Source organism: Paenibacillus sp. NPDC101420, from assembly GCF_050277435.1.
Lineage (GTDB): Bacteria > Bacillota > Bacilli > Paenibacillales > Paenibacillaceae > Paenibacillus_AQ.
Window position 1 is genome coordinate 594,018 of record NZ_JBNNSE010000001.1, and the last position, 15,506, is coordinate 609,523.

Annotated in this window: 17 protein-coding genes; 3 read left to right on the forward strand and 14 right to left on the reverse strand. The window is 45.1% G+C overall.

The genetic code is table 11. The annotated features are described in order from the left end of the window. Positions 1-62 precede the first annotated feature (62 nt). The 9 genes from ACQKMP_RS02740 to ACQKMP_RS02780 all read right to left on the reverse strand — a co-directional run bounded on the left by ACQKMP_RS02740 (position 63) and on the right by ACQKMP_RS02780 (position 8,952). Entirely contained in the window at positions 63-977 is a 915-nt protein-coding gene (locus ACQKMP_RS02740) for a PHP domain-containing protein (protein WP_427468776.1), read from the reverse strand. A gap of 53 nt (positions 978-1,030) precedes the next feature. Beyond that, on the reverse strand, positions 1,031-1,930 hold the full coding sequence (locus ACQKMP_RS02745) for a selenium metabolism-associated LysR family transcriptional regulator (protein WP_042187365.1): 900 nt from the start codon (positions 1,928-1,930) through the stop codon (positions 1,031-1,033). 129 nt (positions 1,931-2,059) lie between these two features. Then, a complete protein-coding gene (locus tag ACQKMP_RS02750) occupies positions 2,060-2,497 on the reverse strand; it encodes a hypothetical protein (protein ID WP_042193736.1) in 438 nt (145 codons plus the stop codon). Positions 2,498-2,661: 164 nt separating this feature from the next. Beyond that, the gene (locus tag ACQKMP_RS02755; RefSeq protein ID WP_042126853.1) at positions 2,662-2,925 is read right to left on the reverse strand and encodes a YlbG family protein; all 264 of its coding nucleotides are present in this window, start codon (positions 2,923-2,925) and stop codon (positions 2,662-2,664) included. Between the two features lie 40 nt (positions 2,926-2,965). Next, a complete protein-coding gene (locus ACQKMP_RS02760; RefSeq protein ID WP_042187363.1) occupies positions 2,966-3,403 on the reverse strand; it encodes a YlbF family regulator in 438 nt (145 codons plus the stop codon). Positions 3,404-3,418: 15 nt separating this feature from the next. Next, positions 3,419-5,350, reverse strand: coding sequence for a helicase-associated domain-containing protein (locus ACQKMP_RS02765; protein WP_427468777.1), 1,932 nt, complete (start codon positions 5,348-5,350; stop codon positions 3,419-3,421). Then, positions 5,347-7,059, reverse strand: coding sequence for a DNA repair helicase XPB (locus ACQKMP_RS02770; RefSeq protein WP_427468778.1), 1,713 nt, complete (start codon positions 7,057-7,059; stop codon positions 5,347-5,349). The genes ACQKMP_RS02765 and ACQKMP_RS02770 overlap by 4 nt, the downstream gene beginning before the upstream one ends. Positions 7,060-7,276: 217 nt before the next feature. Further along, a complete protein-coding gene (locus ACQKMP_RS02775) occupies positions 7,277-7,708 on the reverse strand; it encodes a CBS domain-containing protein (protein WP_042187355.1) in 432 nt (143 codons plus the stop codon). Between the two features lie 62 nt (positions 7,709-7,770). Next, complete coding sequence (locus ACQKMP_RS02780; protein WP_042193734.1) at positions 7,771-8,952, reverse strand: M20 family metallopeptidase; 1,182 nt, start codon at positions 8,950-8,952, stop codon at positions 7,771-7,773. 239 nt (positions 8,953-9,191) lie between these two features. Here ACQKMP_RS02780 and ACQKMP_RS02785 point away from each other — a divergent pair, with 239 nt between their 5' ends. Both ACQKMP_RS02785 and ftsW read left to right on the forward strand, forming a co-directional pair. Then, complete coding sequence (locus tag ACQKMP_RS02785) at positions 9,192-9,539, forward strand: YugN family protein (protein WP_042187352.1); 348 nt, start codon at positions 9,192-9,194, stop codon at positions 9,537-9,539. Next, the gene (ftsW, locus tag ACQKMP_RS02790; protein ID WP_042187350.1) at positions 9,536-10,780 is read left to right on the forward strand and encodes a putative lipid II flippase FtsW; all 1,245 of its coding nucleotides are present in this window, start codon (positions 9,536-9,538) and stop codon (positions 10,778-10,780) included. Before ACQKMP_RS02785 ends, ftsW begins: the two co-directional genes overlap by 4 nt. Positions 10,781-10,870: 90 nt before the next feature. Here the strand turns inward: ftsW and ACQKMP_RS02795 are convergent, their stop codons facing one another. Continuing rightward, positions 10,871-11,236: an Asp23/Gls24 family envelope stress response protein gene (locus ACQKMP_RS02795; protein WP_042126837.1), complete on the reverse strand. Its 366-nt coding sequence runs from the start codon at positions 11,234-11,236 to the stop codon at positions 10,871-10,873. A 154-nt stretch (positions 11,237-11,390) separates the two neighbouring features. Here ACQKMP_RS02795 and cax point away from each other — a divergent pair, with 154 nt between their 5' ends. After that, positions 11,391-12,461 (forward strand): calcium/proton exchanger, encoded by a 1,071-nt coding sequence (cax, locus tag ACQKMP_RS02800; RefSeq protein WP_042187348.1) that lies wholly within the window; start codon positions 11,391-11,393, stop codon positions 12,459-12,461. Positions 12,462-12,556: 95 nt separating this feature from the next. On the opposite strand, the gene ACQKMP_RS02805 is transcribed toward cax, so the two are convergent. From ACQKMP_RS02805 to ACQKMP_RS02820, 4 genes are all read right to left on the reverse strand, one after another. After that, positions 12,557-12,853: a YlaN family protein gene (locus tag ACQKMP_RS02805; protein ID WP_042126833.1), complete on the reverse strand. Its 297-nt coding sequence runs from the start codon at positions 12,851-12,853 to the stop codon at positions 12,557-12,559. Between the two features lie 212 nt (positions 12,854-13,065). After that, positions 13,066-13,311: an HPr family phosphocarrier protein gene (locus ACQKMP_RS02810; protein WP_042126831.1), complete on the reverse strand. Its 246-nt coding sequence runs from the start codon at positions 13,309-13,311 to the stop codon at positions 13,066-13,068. Between the two features lie 106 nt (positions 13,312-13,417). Beyond that, positions 13,418-14,533: an aminopeptidase gene (locus tag ACQKMP_RS02815; protein WP_076282932.1), complete on the reverse strand. Its 1,116-nt coding sequence runs from the start codon at positions 14,531-14,533 to the stop codon at positions 13,418-13,420. A gap of 95 nt (positions 14,534-14,628) precedes the next feature. Further along, the gene (locus ACQKMP_RS02820) at positions 14,629-15,381 is read right to left on the reverse strand and encodes a hypothetical protein (protein ID WP_427468779.1); all 753 of its coding nucleotides are present in this window, start codon (positions 15,379-15,381) and stop codon (positions 14,629-14,631) included. Between the last annotated feature and the right edge of the window lie 125 nt (positions 15,382-15,506).

Genomic DNA, 15,506 nt, shown 5'->3' on the forward strand with positions numbered 1-15,506 from the left:
CGTCCATTTGTGGATGACAGCCGGTTTTCGTTTTTTTGTATATTATGTGCAACTGATTGAACTTAGTTTAGACGTAACATGCCAGCAACCTTCTTCAACTGTTCCAGCGCTTCAACAGAAACCGTAACACTACCGATATCTCCATGGAATACAACACCTTGGCGGGCACCATGAAAATCCGAGCCACCGGTTATAATTAAGCTGAATTCTTCAGCCATGGTTAGGTAACGCTCTGAATCAGCGGGTTCGTGATCCGAATGATAAACCTCAATCCCTTTAAAAGCCCCCCGCTCCATAATCCCTCGTACTAACTGGTCGTCACCATATAGGCCTGGATGCGCCAATACTGGAGACCCACCCGCCTCGATGATCCAATCACAGGCATCCTCGGGCGTGATTCGTGGGGGTGACACGTAAGCCGCTGCACCTTCGGCTAAATACTTATTGAACGCATCTCTCATATCCGTAGCTGCTCCAAGACGAACCAGCTCATCAGCAATATGTGGTCGCCCAATACTCTCATCAGGCTTCAGTTCCCGTCCAATTCCCGCGACAACTGCCTCAAGCGTAATTTCAATCCCAAGCCCACGTAATTTTGAGAGGATCGCCTCATTCCTTAGTGCCCGGGTTTCTCTTAGCCCTCCCAAACGGGAAAGAAACAACTCATTTGCTGGATCTATGTAGTATCCAAGGACGTGAATATCTTTTCCTCCAGCACGAGTGCTGATCTCTACACCCGGTACAACAGTGATTCCGTATTTCTCTCCTGCTTTGAGAGCTTCCTTCACACCAGCCACAGTATCATGATCCGTTATGGCAACTGCGATTAGTCCCTTCTCTTTAGCGAGGCGTACATTTTCCTCCGGTGGCTGCATGCCATCAGAGGCTTGAGTATGCGTGTGAAGATCGCATCGTGAGGCGTCAATATTCTCCGGTCTGTCGCCCTTCAGTTCATCCAGTCTAGTTTCATTCTCCATTTCTATCACCTCTATCGCTAGTTTCTAAGTTTCCTGCCTCTGGTCATATTGCTTTAGTTATCATTCGAATGCTCGCGCAAAAAAGTCAAGAACGTTACTGCAGAAATTGGCAGCAGTGTCGATTTTAGATGAATGGCGTAGAATTGTCTTTTAAATGAGGCATCCGAGATATTCACGATTTTCAGTAGTCCAAGCGCAACCTCATGTTTAACAGAAGAAGTCGAGATAATAGTAACCCCAAGACCTGCCTCCACTGCCGACTTCACAGCACCCGTACTACCAAGCTCCATCACTATTTTCATCGATCCCGGATCAAGCCCCTTCGAGAAGAGCTGCTCTTCCATCACACGTCGCGTTCCTGAGCCCTGCTCACGCAGAACAAAAGGGTGCTGAAGCACCTCCTCCAAAGTGACCTCTTGCTGCTCTGCAAGCGGATGATCATGGGGCACAATCAACTTCAATTCATCCCCCATCACCGGCTCAATCACCATATCAGGATGTGTTACCGAGGCTTCAATTAAACCAAAATTCAACTGATGTTTTAGGATCTCCTCCATAATTTGCGAGGTATTCATGACCTTCATCATGATTGAAATGTTCGGATATTGCTTTCCAAAAGGACCTAAGAGCCGTGGCAGCACATACTCCCCAATGGTAAGGCTTGCCCCAAGCTGCAAGCGCCCTTCCAACATATGCGTAAACGCCGACATCGCTTGATCCGTCTCCCGCATCAATTGGATACTGCGCAGCGCGTATGGCATTAACGTATGACCTGCTTCGGTGAGCATGATTTTTTTGGTAGAACGATTGAAGAGCTTGGTTCCAAAATAATCCTCTAGCGCCTGTACTTGCATTGTCACTGCTGGTTGAGTCATATGTAGTGTCTGTGCCGCTGCCGAGAAGCTTCCTCGCTCTAAGACAGTATAAAAAATATGTAATTGATGAAAGTTCATGCTCTGCAACTCCTTGTGCTATCTATAAAAGAAACTTAAGGGATTATGTACGATATGAAGCTTATATATTCTTATTTTCAAAAAGGACATGCAGCCACCGCCGCATGCCTCCTGTTCGTTCTTTATACACTATTTACGTTTACGCTTCTTCTTCGTTAGCTTAGTGCGGCGGGAATTGCGCAGCAGCGAAAAGTAAGTTTTTAAATCTCTCAACTGTGGAGTCGCAGAGATTCTCCCAAGAAACGAAACGATGATCATAGAATATAATGGCTGACCTGAAATATCTTTTTCACCTATCAATTCCGTGAACTCAGCGATTACTACAGAGTCATCGTCAATTAAATACGCGTTAAAATCACTGTCTGAAAAGGGCTTGAGCCGATTCTGCATCAGGCACTGCCACATCCATGCGGCGACCTCTTCGTCATCGCTTACACCTTTACTGATCCGGTCCAAATAACGACTCTTCGCATGATTTGTTATAACGATGTCAGCGACCCTGTAGTCGTTCAGCATGATGTGGAAGGGCTCGTAAGAACTGGGCCAATCCGTCCCTTTGTTGCGCATCATCATCACACTCCACCATAAGGGTCTTTGTATGTACTTAATGTTGTCATCTTACCTCATTGCTGAAAGTTGTACAAGTTCCAGAGCACGGAAGAAACCGCGGTTACCCGAGATCTGCGCATAAAAAAACAGGTGCTACTTAAGCACCTGTTCATCTCCAAGAATTACATACCGTAGTTACGGGACTTGTCCGGCCCATTACTGGTATACTCTGTCTTAATTTCGTTACGATAGGATCTTTCGATCTTACGAACGTAGGAGAGTCTGCGGACATTCTTCATAACCTCCTCGGCACGTTCTGCATTTACATACATCACTGCATAATGCATTTTCCGAGAAACATAATGTAATGTTCCGTATTTCTCAAGGTTACGTGCCGCTTTAACGTCACTTACCCAAATGATGTATCCTGTCCGTTCCGCAAACATAAGCTAAACCGCCTTTCTCTCTCTAAATCCTAAGGGAAGCTTATCCGCAGGAGCATTTTCCCCCGCTACCGCATCCACCTTTAGGGGAAGGATCATTGCTTGGTACTTTAATGCTATCCGATACTGAAAAAGCAATCGCTTCCGACATGGAATGCAGAATGTCATCAAGAGTCTTCTCCGCCTGCTTAAAACGAGCGACCTCTTCAAAATTCTCCAATTCCGCTTCTACTGCCGAAACCTCATCCTTCGCTGAATGATAGTTCGGATGAAAATGTCCGAATCGCTGTGTTTCTTCAAACAACTCCTTCTTGGCTTGAAGCTGTTTGACCATGGCCTGAATTTCTGGGTTCGAATCAACCCGTCCTTTCCAGTATAAGTAATCCGACACTTCGGCGGATTGATTAATCATATCGCCTAATTCATAGGCGTATGTCAGCACTTCAGCCATATCGACCGTATTTAATTCCGCTACGCTCATGAACTCAGCTCTTTTCTACGTTAATGTTCTACCGAATTCAGTAGACTTTTCTATCATACCATAATCACTCGCTTCAGCAGAAGAGGAATTTCTTCGCCTTTTGGGAATTACTAACTTCATTTCCTTCCAGTCTTCAGGGGCCAGCTCTATTTCCTCAACCGTTTCACCATCGTTATACAGCAGATGGCCTTCCACTTTCCAAGGATTACCTTTTATTCTGGAGGGGATGAAATCTAACATTTGGTCCTTTAAGGAAAACCGCACCTTAATTCCCCATTTCAGCCCTTGTTCCATTACTTTCTGAGCGGTTGAGCTATGATAATGGCGCCATTCCTTGCTCCAGATCTGTGGCACATTTTCTCCACCTAATAAGATATCCTCCTCCTGATCAGGAGAAATAACTGGTAGGTTTAAAAAGGGATTCCCTCTGTCGAGTAGCTTTAGTTCAGCATTTAGTTCTGGAAGTGAATACAACGCTTGCCCGGTTTCGGCTTCTTGATGAAATGAAGTCCATTCAGCATCCACCTCTTCCTCACGTCCTCCAATCATCCTAGAAGGGGCCAATCCTGCTAAGAACAGCTCCTTACGCATCTGTTCCACATTCTCCGGAGATACAAGAAAATGAAGCGGTCCGATACGTTTAAGGCTCTCTTGCAGTCGCGGATGGGCTGCAATAGCCCCTCCGTCCTCCTCCGTCTGACAAGTCAACAGAATCACTTCAGAGAGTGATGTTCGGCCAATGCTCTTTCCCCATTGCTCTAAAGACAGCTCCACCACAGATGGCAGACCACCCAGTGCATGATCTTTAATCCAAGCTATCGCTTCTTCTGGAGGCATCCCTCGCTCTGATGCATGCACTAGCATCTCACGAGTCAGTCGGAAGCTCCACATCGTATCTGTTTGCAGAAGTTCAGCGCATTCAGCTAAAACCCAGCGCACAGTATAGAGAACATCCGGTGGAATCAGGACTTCAAAATCGGGTTGCACAATAAACTGGTCATTCGAATGCTCTGCCACAGAATCAGGGAAGGACTCACTACTGTACATCAGCTTCGGTTTTGCAGCAGTCCAGCGAAAACACTGGATACCCTCAGGCGTGCTCCCCAGTTCACACCATCCAAAGCCTGTTAGACAACGAAGCCAGTTTAAGCTTGATTGTTCCAGCTCTTTTCGGGCAACTGTTCCGGTTAAATTCATATCTGCCATCCAGTCCAGAAGCTCAGGCAACACTGTCCATTTCTCGGGTACAAAAGCAGTGCTGGATATTAAATAGCGAAAATGCTGATCGGCAGGCCCAATGCTTCCAAAACGATGAATAACAATCCCATACAGGATGTCAGTCATTCTTGTCTCAGGAAGTTGCAACCAACGTCCCAGTATATCCTTGTCAAGTCTATAGCCTGTTTTCAGCTTGCTAATAAGCCCAAGACACAACATGATATCTACTACAAGAGCCGCTGACAGGGCATCCACCTCATTCGAAGGATTACCCATAGAGAGCCCCGCTAAATGCTTTTCCTGAAAAGAAAGCTGAGCCGCTAAACGATTTAAATTCTTTTTATGAATAATTCCCTTAGCGGTAAAAGGCAGGCCTTCACGAGCCATGAACAGCAAGGCCCGAAACAGATCTACTGCCAGTCCAGCACCCGCCTCCATGGATAGATTTACTGAATAACCCTCAATAAACTTAGGCTGGTATGGGAAGAATTCTTGTTCTAGCACTAATAATTGTTCAACTGGAATTTGGTACAGCTTCTCCCCCAATATTTTATGCCTCGCAGTTAACAACCCAGCGTGCCGCAGTTCATTCATTGCAAGCTTTTGCTCTGCCCGGCAGAGCGTCGAAGGACGCCAACGCTCTTCTTTTCCCTCGTCAAAGGGCTGGGCCGCGTAAGCAGCACATAATCGCTTTAAGACCTCTAGGGCTTCCGCTGATAGCTGGTTCAATGGATCGTCCGCTCCTTTCCGTTCGGCACCATTTTAACGACATATTCATACCCCTGTTCTGTTAAAAACATCCGTCGGCGCATAGCGAATTCCTGCTCCCGGCTATCTTCAGATACTAGCGTATAGAAGTACGCTTTGTTCTCACCCGCCTTCGGACGCAAGATTCGACCCAAGCGCTGGGCCTCCTCCTGCCTGGATCCAAAAGCTCCTGAAACCTCAATAGCAATCGACGCATCTGGCAAATTCACCGCAAAATTCGCTACTTTAGAGACAACAAGCACCTGTATTATTCCCTCGTTAAAAGCTGCATACAACTCATCTCTTTCTCGCTGCTTCGTTTTACCCGTAATCAGAGGTGCACCGATCTTATCCGCCAGTTCAATTAATTGGTCGAGATACTGTCCAATAACCAGAACCGATGATCCCTGATGGGCTTTTAGAAGCTCGACTATAACCTCAGCTTTTGCAGGATTGCATGAGGCCATACGAAATTTCTCTTTCGCTTCCGCATACAAATACTTCTGTCTCAGCTCAGAGCTCATCGGTACGATCATCTCGACACATTCTACCTCTGCAATCCAGCCCTGCTGCTCCAGCTCCTTCCAAGGCATGTCGTAACGCTTAGGCCCGATCAATGAGAATACGTCCCCTTCCTTCCCGTCTTCTCTAACCAGAGTTGCAGTGAGACCTAGTCTTCTAGTAGCCTGAATATCTGCTGTAGCCCGGAATACTGGAGCTGGAAGCAGATGAACCTCATCATAAATAATCAAACCCCAGTTGCGTTCATTGAACAGCTTCATATGGAGAAAAGGACCGCCTTTGGATTGACGGTGCGTTAATATCTGATAGGTAGCTATAGTAACAGGCCGCACTTCTCTTTTTTCACCGGAGTATTCGCCAATAGACTCATCAGCCAAATCGGTTCGCTCAAGCAGCTCATCTACCCATTGTCTTACCGAAGTTGTATTTGAAGTTAAGATCAGTGTTTCGCATTGTAGACTTTCAAGAACGGCCAGTCCCACTACCGTCTTACCCGCTCCACAAGGCAACACTACTACCCCGCTGCCTCCCTGCCCTTCTATGCCTTGAAACATCTGGACAGCCTCCTGCTGATATTCACGCAGTCCAAAAGCTTCACCTTTCGCTCCATCCTTTGCGTGATTGTGAGACTCCTTCCAGGTCAAACTTAGAGCTTGTCCGACATGATAACCAGCATAATCCAGTACAGGGTAGCCTAGTCTCATCAGCTCTTGCTTTAAAAGCCCTCTGTTCTCCGCACGGCATGAGCTTTCTAGTGGATTTATTCTCTGCAAACCTAACTCCTTTAGACCTGATTCATTAAATAGTCCATTCAGAATCTCAGCTGTCTCAGCCCTAAGCGTAATGATCTCATTCGAAGTCTCCTGACCGTGAAGGGTGAGCTTTCCATACCTAGAGAGAAGAGTTGCGATCTCATCCTCCAGCCCGGCAGGAACACCCCAGCGCGCGAGTTGATGCAGACTCGAAATAATCGTTTCAGCTGTATAATTAAGCGCTGCAGCATTCCATAATGATAATGGAGTGATTCTATAGGTGTGATAAGCCGGAGGACTCTTTACGAGCTCTGCAAAAGCTCCTAGTTCTTTCCTAGCCTTCTCAAAACCAGGATGTGCACATTCCAGTAGAATCGTCCGATCCCTTCGCACAATGCAAGCCCCTGTTTCATTCATAACGTTCCCTCCCCAATCATTAATTTTATTCAAGCCTGCGCTATGTAATCTGCTTACATTCATACAAGCAAAAACGCCCTCGGCGTCTCAAAAGGACGGTAAGCGTTTATGCGAGAAATATTAGGATAATGTATTGTGTGAAATCTATATTTTCTTAGATTTGAACAGGAAAAAGCTCATCCCCGCATAACGGTCATGAGCTTCCCTATCAAACTATTTAATGTAAATGCTGCTGCGAAATATCATGAAGCGCTTCTCCAGCCTCGTCCGCAAAAATGTTGCGCACAGCCAAGTCACCGATGGACACTACACCCATCAGCTTCTGGCCACTAGTCACAGCCAATCTGCGAATTTGCCAGCTCGACATCAGTTCTGCAGCCTCATCTACAGATGTATTCTCTGAGACGGTCTGAATTTCTCTACTCATTACCTTTTCCACAGCTGTTGATCCAGGGTGTTTAGCCGCGTAACCTCTAATCACTAGATCACGATCTGTAATTACACCGAGTAATGTCTTATTGTCTTCATTATCAATGACTGGTATAAATCCAGTGTCATGCTCTCTCATTTTAACAGCGACTTCATACACATTATCCAGTAGTGTAACTGTTACTGGATCCTTCGTCATAACCTCTTTCACTGTCTTCAAGAACGAACCCTCCTAAACGTAATCTCCATGTTATGGAATAGGTTCTCCTCTATGAAACGAAATTATACGATTGTCTTCTCTTGCAAACAGGAATTCGCCATAGCGATTAATAATTTCATCCCATGCAACATAGCATCCTCGTCAAAATCAAATTTGCTATGATGATGCGGGTAAGCTGCATCTTTATCTGGATTCCCAGCCCCTACGAACATAAAGCAGCCAGGAATTTCTTTTACATAGTAGGCAAAATCCTCAGCTGGCATCAGCTTTTCCATCCGAATCACTTGAACAGCTTCTCCTAGTGCTCCTGGTGCCACCTCGGAAAAACGCTGGTATTCGCCCTCGTGATTTACGAGTGGCGGATATCCCATCACATAGTCTATCTTAGCTTCTGCACCGTATGCGCCAGCTATTGAAACTGTCATTTCTTCGATTCTGCTGCGGATCAGATAACGGGTCTCCTCGTCGAACGCCCGTACGGTTCCTGTAATGCGACAATGCTCAGCAATGACATTCTGGGCGAATCCCCCTTGAATGGTTCCTACACTAAGAACAGCGGGCTCCAGCGGGTTCACAGAGCGGCTTACGATGCTCTGAAGCTGAGTCACAAGCGCCGCCCCGGCCACAATACTGTCTATCGTGCGATTCGGCATACCGCCATGTCCACCCCGGCCGATGATATCAATGAAAAATTCATCAGCAGATGCCATAAGAGGTCCTGGCGCACTGCCCACGGTCCCCATTGGAAGCGGAGTCCACAAATGCAAACCATACACCGCATCCGCGCCTTCCAGCATGCCTTCGGCAATCATCCCCTGTGCACCACCCGGGCATACCTCCTCCGCTGGCTGAAAAAGAAAACGCAGCTCCCCTTCTAACTCTTCAAGGCGGCTGCTATAGTAAGAGGCTACACCCAGCAGTATTGAAGTGTGTCCATCATGCCCACAGGCATGCATAACTCCTTCATTTTGCGAAACGTAGTCATTCTTATTCTCTTCTTTAATAGGTAGTGCATCCATATCCGCGCGAAGGACTACCGTTTTCCCCGGCCGATGTCCTCGCAATATACCCGTTACACCATACCCAGACGTGCTTCTCCTAACTTCAATGCCGAATTCTGCTAACTTGTCTGCTATAAATGCTGACGTTTCCTTTTCATGAAAAGACAACTCCGGATGACGGTGTAAATGGCGTCTCCATTCCACGATCTCCGGCATGAGAGAATCAACCGCTAAGCTCTTCATACGTTCTCCATCCCCTTCTTCATAAACCCGCATCAATAGCATGCGACAGCAGTCCTGTACACTTTGTTCCAGCCGTATACGGCTATAATTCTTTTATTGTAGCAGAAACGCAAAAAACTGGGTATCGTTAGGAGGTGCCTACTCTTGCACAACGTTTAGAAACATACTATCATGAGGTAGAACATCAGCAAACGGATCATGAATTCATCATTATACTTCATAAGGGGGATATGCGTGCTATGATTTTTGAGAACACGGGCCTCGTAGGATTGAAGAGTGATCTTCTCTATCTGGACGAGAGTGCGACAAAGGCTGGCTTCATTCGCTGGCAATGGGAATACTATCGTGCCACTTACGACTGCAAAATTGAAGACCCACAGGATGGTGGCGAATACTTTCTACGCATCAACACTCGCGCTGTCGAGGGGAAGCTGGAGAAAGCTGATGCCGTACTTGCAATTGAAGCCGTATACTTAGGGAAAGCAACATTCCCCCATGGCCTGGAGTATGACTCCCCGGTGCCTAAACCAGTATTGGACACTGCTGCTACTCGGATTCTCGAATTAAAGCAGCTGTTGGAGGCTTGAGTAACAGAAAGGGAAAGACGAAACAAAATGTCAGCCTGCCCAAAAGAGGAACACCCGATTTCCAACTACTCATCTTAACACTACTACTTGTGGGTTTCGGTCTAGTCATGGTCTTCAGTGCTAGCTCCAGTTTGACCTTAGCAAGCTCGAAGTTCGGTAATGACCCTCTATATTTCATGAAACGCCAAATGATTTGGATCGTACTTGGAATCGTTGTTATGTTTATAGCCATGAATATTCACTACAGTAAATTCAAAAAGTGGTATGTCCCTATCTTCATCATCACCGTTATTCTCCTGCTAATTGTAGCCTTCTCCGAAAGAATCAATGGCGCCAAGAGCTGGTTAAGTATCGGGAAGCTAGGGATTCAACCTACCGAGCTGGCCAAAATATCAATTATCCTGTATCTCTCTGCACTGATTACCAAAAAAGGTGAACGGTTTAGAGATTTCCGTACAGGATATATCCCTGTAATGGTCATTGTGGGTATAGTTGCCGGACTTATTATGATGCAGCCAGATTTGGGCTCATGCCTTATTCTCGTGGCTACCAGTGGACTTGTCATTTATGCAGGCGGTGCCAGCATGAAGCATATCCTTGGCTCTATTGCACTCTTGGTGCTAGGTGTAGGAATTGTTATGGGGGCTAAAGCAGCGATTGATTCTCTTTCCCCCGCAACCGACAAAGTAGCTGCCAATCAGGACTATAGAAAAGGCCGTATTCAAGCTTTCATAGATCCCTATCAGGATGCTGAAGGCGAAGGATATAATATTATTCAGTCTTTGACCGCTCTCGGACAAGGTGGAGTCAGTGGCTCTGGCTTTGGCAAAAGCATTCAAAAGCTGGATTATCTTAAATACCCGTATACGGACTTTATTTTCCCCGTCATTGGTGAAGAATTCGGCTTTGTAGGAACGGCATTATTTCTGATGTTATATCTGTATTTTATCTGGCGAGGTATTTTAATCGCATTAAGGTGTAAAGATCCCTTTGGCACACTAGTGGGCATTGGTATTATGGGCCTCATTGCCATTCAGGCCTTTGTCAATATTGGTGGCGTAACGAAGACGATTCCGCTTACTGGTGTAACCTTGCCATTTATCAGCTACGGCGGTTCTTCACTTCTTGTGAGTATGCTGTCCATGGGAATTATGCTGAGCATTTCAAGAGAGACTAATCTTCCAGCTAAAGAGGAAGTCACGAAATCTGTAACTACAGTTAGACAAGTTCGTTCCCGGTAAGATTCATAAATCCGGATGTAATGGAATATATAAAAAAGCAGTCCAAGTTAAATATCTTGGACTGCTTTTTTGTGTACAAGCACTTTTGCATTAAGCAATTTCATCGTTCTTAAAGGCTACGCCTTCAACTTTGACATTCACTTCAACAATATGAAGTCCAGTCATGCTCTCCACAGCTTCGCGTACGTTCTGTTGAAGCATCCGGCACACTTCATGTATCGGAGTTTCATAGAGAACTATTATACGCAGGTCTACTGCTGCTTCTAGCTGTCCCACTTCAACGGTAACGCCCTTTTGGACGTTCTTGCCACTAAGACGCTTTGCCCAGCCCTCTGATAGGCCACCTGACATGGCTGCAATACCTGGAGTCTCCAAGGCAGCCAATCCGGCAATTTTCGAGACGACGTCATTTGAAATTCGTATATTTCCCATTTCCAATTGAAGTTGTTCTGCCATGCCATATCCCCCCTTAACTCATTATCAATTATTGTAATTCCTAAACAGGCTAAAAAGCAAATCAGTTTCTCGCTTTCTCGTTTACACTTAGGAATAATTTGGGTATATTGATTATGAATTGATCCTGAATACATAGATTGGAGTGTACTTTACATTGAAAAAATGGATTTCACCAGCTTTGCTGGCAATCACCTTTATCCTTAGTGCCATAGGACATTATGCAGATTGGGACCACACGCTTCAGTTCGTTCTCTCTGCAGTAGCCGTTGTATTTGTGGCTGGCTTTCTGGGCCGCGCCACAGAAAGTGTAGCACATTATGCTGGACAGCGGTTAGGCGGCTTCCTAAACGCTACCTTCGGTAATGCCGCAGAGCTAATCATTGCCTTTTTCCTAGTGAAGGAAGGACTGTTCGACATGGTGAAAGCCAGTCTTACCGGTTCCATTATTGGCAATCTGCTGCTTGTCCTAGGTTTAAGTATTTTCGCTGGTGGAATGAAGTTCAAAGTACAGAACTTTAACGTAACCCTTGCCGGTATGAATGGTTCCCTTATGATCGTAGCGGTGATCGCTTTATTTGTACCGGCTATGTTCTTCAATACCCATTCCATAACTGAAAAAGATACAGACGTGCTGAGTTTAATCGTTGCTGGGCTGCTCATCGCTTCTTACATGGCCTGGCTGGTCTTCTCCATGATTACGCACAAGAAACATCTAGAGGACGTTACAGAAGCCGGTAAGGAAGAAATGGCTCATGAGCATGCGCCTAAGTGGTCCAGAAACAGATCCATCCTTTATCTACTTCTTGCTACCGTAATGGTAGCCTTTGTGAGTGAGTGGCTGGTAGGGACGCTTGAGACACTAACTGAGCGCTTTGGATTTAGTGAACTGTTTGTAGGCGCCTTCCTCGTGGCAATCATCGGTAATGCCGCAGAACATAGTGCAGCCATTATGCTAGCCATGAAGAACAAAATCGGTGCGGCAGTAGAAATAGCTGTCGGGAGCAGTCTTCAAATTGCACTATTTGTAGCGCCTGTACTTATCTTCGCCAGTTATTTCATGGGTGATACTATGGACATTGTGTTTACAACGATCGAAATTGTCGCCATTGGTGTCGCCGTCTTTATTGCCAAATCAATCACTCAGGATGGTTCGACCAACTGGTATGAGGGTCTCTTGCTATTAACGGTTTATCTAATTCTCGGAGTCTCCTTTTATCTAGTATAAATACTTCCCTATTCATTCTATAATTCTCAAAAAAAAAACGCACATGAGTGACGAAAGTCCTCATGTGCGTTTCTATGAATACTATAAATCAAAACTTATTCTTCTTTTGCTTTGTTATTCAATGCCTCATAGAGTACTGCTAAATTCCGCTCCAGCTTACTCAGCACCATTTTACCGGTAATCTCTGGCACCAAACCTGCTCTAACCGCAAAATCGACCTCTCTTGAGAAACCGTACATTTGGGTATCGAGCACTTCCTCATAGAGAGGGCAGTAGCGTGTTGCCAGATTTTCCATCTGCACTTCAATAAGTTGCTGAATTTTATCGGCATCTTCTTGTAGAAGATTGATCGCTTTAAGATTAAACTGTTCCTGTAATTCCGACGAAGTCATGCCTCTTCCCCCCCATGTCCAAAAGTTAAGCTGCTTTTACTATTTTACTTAATATTAGTCGAAATCGGATATCAATACAACAATTCTGTTTATACTAACCATTTATTTGAAAGAAGCAGCTATGTTGTTTATAAGGGCTGGCATTAATTCCTCATCTATTTCTAGAAAAAACGCCCCACCGTAAATCGGTAGGACGTCTTTACATACAACTATTACTCAGCTACAACTGTAAAGTTCAAACCGTGTTTAGCAAAAACTTCACTCATTGCCTTCTTAGCTTCTTCTGCATCTGTTCCGTGAACATGAAGCTCGTAGCTTTGGCTTGATACCAAAGTCGTGAACAAACCAAGGATACTCTTAACATCAATGTACTTGTTGTCCGCTTGAAGAACGATTGAAGAGTTGAACTGACCTGCCGTTTGAGCAATATCAACGATTGCCGCATTGTTACTGGACATAGAAATCCCTCCGCAACTTGATTATGAAACATAAGTCATTTGTAATCATTTCTTATGATACCTTGAATCCGCTTACTTGTGCAAGGTGTTTTCTTACTTTTACAGCTTATTTCAAGTTTTCAGGATTCAGACCTTCCAGTTCTGGTAACACGAAGATTCCATCCTTACGGATTAATACATCGTCAAAATATATCTCCCCGCCGCCATAGTCTGGACGTTGGATTAATACAAGATCCCAGTGAATGGAGGACCGGTTTCCGTTATCTGTAACATCATATGCTTGTCCTGGTGTAAAGTGCAGGCTGCCTGCAATTTTCTCATCGAACAGAATGTCATTCATTGGGTGCAAAATGTAAGGGTTAAAGCCTATGGCAAATTCTCCAATGTGACGTGCGCCGTCATCTGAATTCAGGATTTCATTCAAGCGAGCGGAGTCATTGCTTGTTGCTTCAACAATTTTACCGTTCTCGAATTTGAATTTGATATTTTCAAAAGTCACTCCGTTATAAACGGATGGTGCATTATAGCTGATCGTTCCATTTACAGAATCACGAACAGGAGCGCTGTAAACCTCGCCATCCGGAATATTCTTTTGTCCAGAGCATTTCTCTGCACCGATTCCTTTGATGGAGAACTTAAGATCTGTTCCAGGACCTGAAATATGTACCTTATCTGTTCTGCGCATGAGATCAGCCAATGCATCCTGAGCCTTGTCCATTTTGGCGTAATCCAAATTACACACTTCGAAATAAAAGTCCTCAAATGCTTCTGTACTAATATTTGCAAGCTGAGCCATACTCGCATTGGGATAACGTAATACTACCCACTTCGTATGCTTCACGCGTTGTTCACTATGCACTGGATGGGAATACAAAGAATTATACAATTTCATATTTTCTTCTGGAACATCGGACAGGTCATTTACATTCTCACCTGCACGGATGCCGATATAGCAATCCATTTGCTTCATCCGGTTCAAGTCAATTTCAGCCCATGTCTGAAGACTCTCACGTGTTGCATATTTAAGCATGCTGCGTAGGACTGTACGATCTGTCAACTGAACAAAAGCATGACCGCCAGCTTTACCGATTTCCTCAACAACAGCTTTGATTAAATCTCTTTCATTGCCAATCATTTCTACAAGCACGTTCTCGCCTGGCTGAACATCTACGGAATAACCTACAAGATTTGCCGCCAGCTTTTGAATTCTGGGATCTTTCATTGTGTACTCTTCCTTCCTCTGTCTGAAAAATAAGCATGCTGTTCTATTGTAGCACGCCCTTTATGGAGCGCAAGACCTGCATAACCATATAAAGATTAACGGTAACCTGTGAAATCCACCTTAGATACATAAGTTTCATTTTCAGATATATTCATCATTTCACCGGAATAGCTTACTTTTCGATTCAAGGTAAGTCTTCTGGGAAGATTATGCTTCTTATCAACCGTTAGGTGGTAGACCGTTTCTACATTAGCCTGTTTCAGCTTTTGCTGTAGCTCATTATTTTTCTTCTGCCACAGCTTCTCCAAAGCTTTCGTCACTGCCTGATCAGCCTCTGAGTTGTTCTCAGCGGATTGGGGGACTTTAGGACGAAGGTTCTGCATTTCTTTCTCCAATTCAGCAGACAGCTGCTTCCTAGCCTCTGAAGGCGTCAATTCGATTCGCAGCACACTTGTCCCTCTGCCTGCTCCAGCCTCTTCGGTTACACTCGTCTCCATGGACTCAAGCTCCTCGAGTTGCTTTAGCGGATTTAGCGCAGGTAATGGATTTCCCTCCTCCGAGGAATTTTCAGTAGTCTGAAGTTCCCATCTGCCCTCTTTTTTCTCTAACTGACTGTAATAAGATTTCAGAGCATATGCGCTACTCTTTAAGTCTTTAATGCCATCAGCTGCTGTTTTTTTGGTCATGGATTTATCTGGAAGAAGCGTGTACAGCTTGACCTTTTTATGATCCTCCACTGTGCCTCCGTAGAACAATAAGGATTCAGGAACCGTTGTTCCCCCTCGTTTCAGCATATTCGCCCCTTCAAAAACAACCTCATCACTTCCAGCCATCCCTGCCAACGCCAAACTTAAATCTTCCTTCGCAGGTTTGTCTCTTATGACGCTACATCCGCTACATAACAGGCAATACAGTGTCAGAACTAGAGGGACTCCTCCCTTAAGTAATAATAGCTTTCTCACGGACCTCAGGC

Coding starts and splice junctions, on each gene's coding strand:
- ACQKMP_RS02740 (WP_427468776.1), bottom strand. CDS start 977: ATGGAGAATGAAACTAGACTGGATGAACTGAAGGGCGACAGACCGGAG.
- ACQKMP_RS02745 (WP_042187365.1), bottom strand. CDS start 1,930: ATGAACTTTCATCAATTACATATTTTTTATACTGTCTTAGAGCGAGGA.
- ACQKMP_RS02750 (WP_042193736.1), bottom strand. CDS start 2,497: ATGCGCAACAAAGGGACGGATTGGCCCAGTTCTTACGAGCCCTTCCAC.
- ACQKMP_RS02755 (WP_042126853.1), bottom strand. CDS start 2,925: ATGTTTGCGGAACGGACAGGATACATCATTTGGGTAAGTGACGTTAAA.
- ACQKMP_RS02760 (WP_042187363.1), bottom strand. CDS start 3,403: ATGAGCGTAGCGGAATTAAATACGGTCGATATGGCTGAAGTGCTGACA.
- ACQKMP_RS02770 (WP_427468778.1), bottom strand. CDS start 7,059: ATGAATGAAACAGGGGCTTGCATTGTGCGAAGGGATCGGACGATTCTA.
- ACQKMP_RS02780 (WP_042193734.1), bottom strand. CDS start 8,952: ATGAAGAGCTTAGCGGTTGATTCTCTCATGCCGGAGATCGTGGAATGG.
- ACQKMP_RS02785 (WP_042187352.1), top strand. CDS start 9,192: ATGATTTTTGAGAACACGGGCCTCGTAGGATTGAAGAGTGATCTTCTC.
- ACQKMP_RS02795 (WP_042126837.1), bottom strand. CDS start 11,236: ATGGCAGAACAACTTCAATTGGAAATGGGAAATATACGAATTTCAAAT.
- ACQKMP_RS02805 (WP_042126833.1), bottom strand. CDS start 12,853: ATGACTTCGTCGGAATTACAGGAACAGTTTAATCTTAAAGCGATCAAT.
- ACQKMP_RS02810 (WP_042126831.1), bottom strand. CDS start 13,311: ATGTCCAGTAACAATGCGGCAATCGTTGATATTGCTCAAACGGCAGGT.
- ACQKMP_RS02815 (WP_076282932.1), bottom strand. CDS start 14,533: ATGAAAGATCCCAGAATTCAAAAGCTGGCGGCAAATCTTGTAGGTTAT.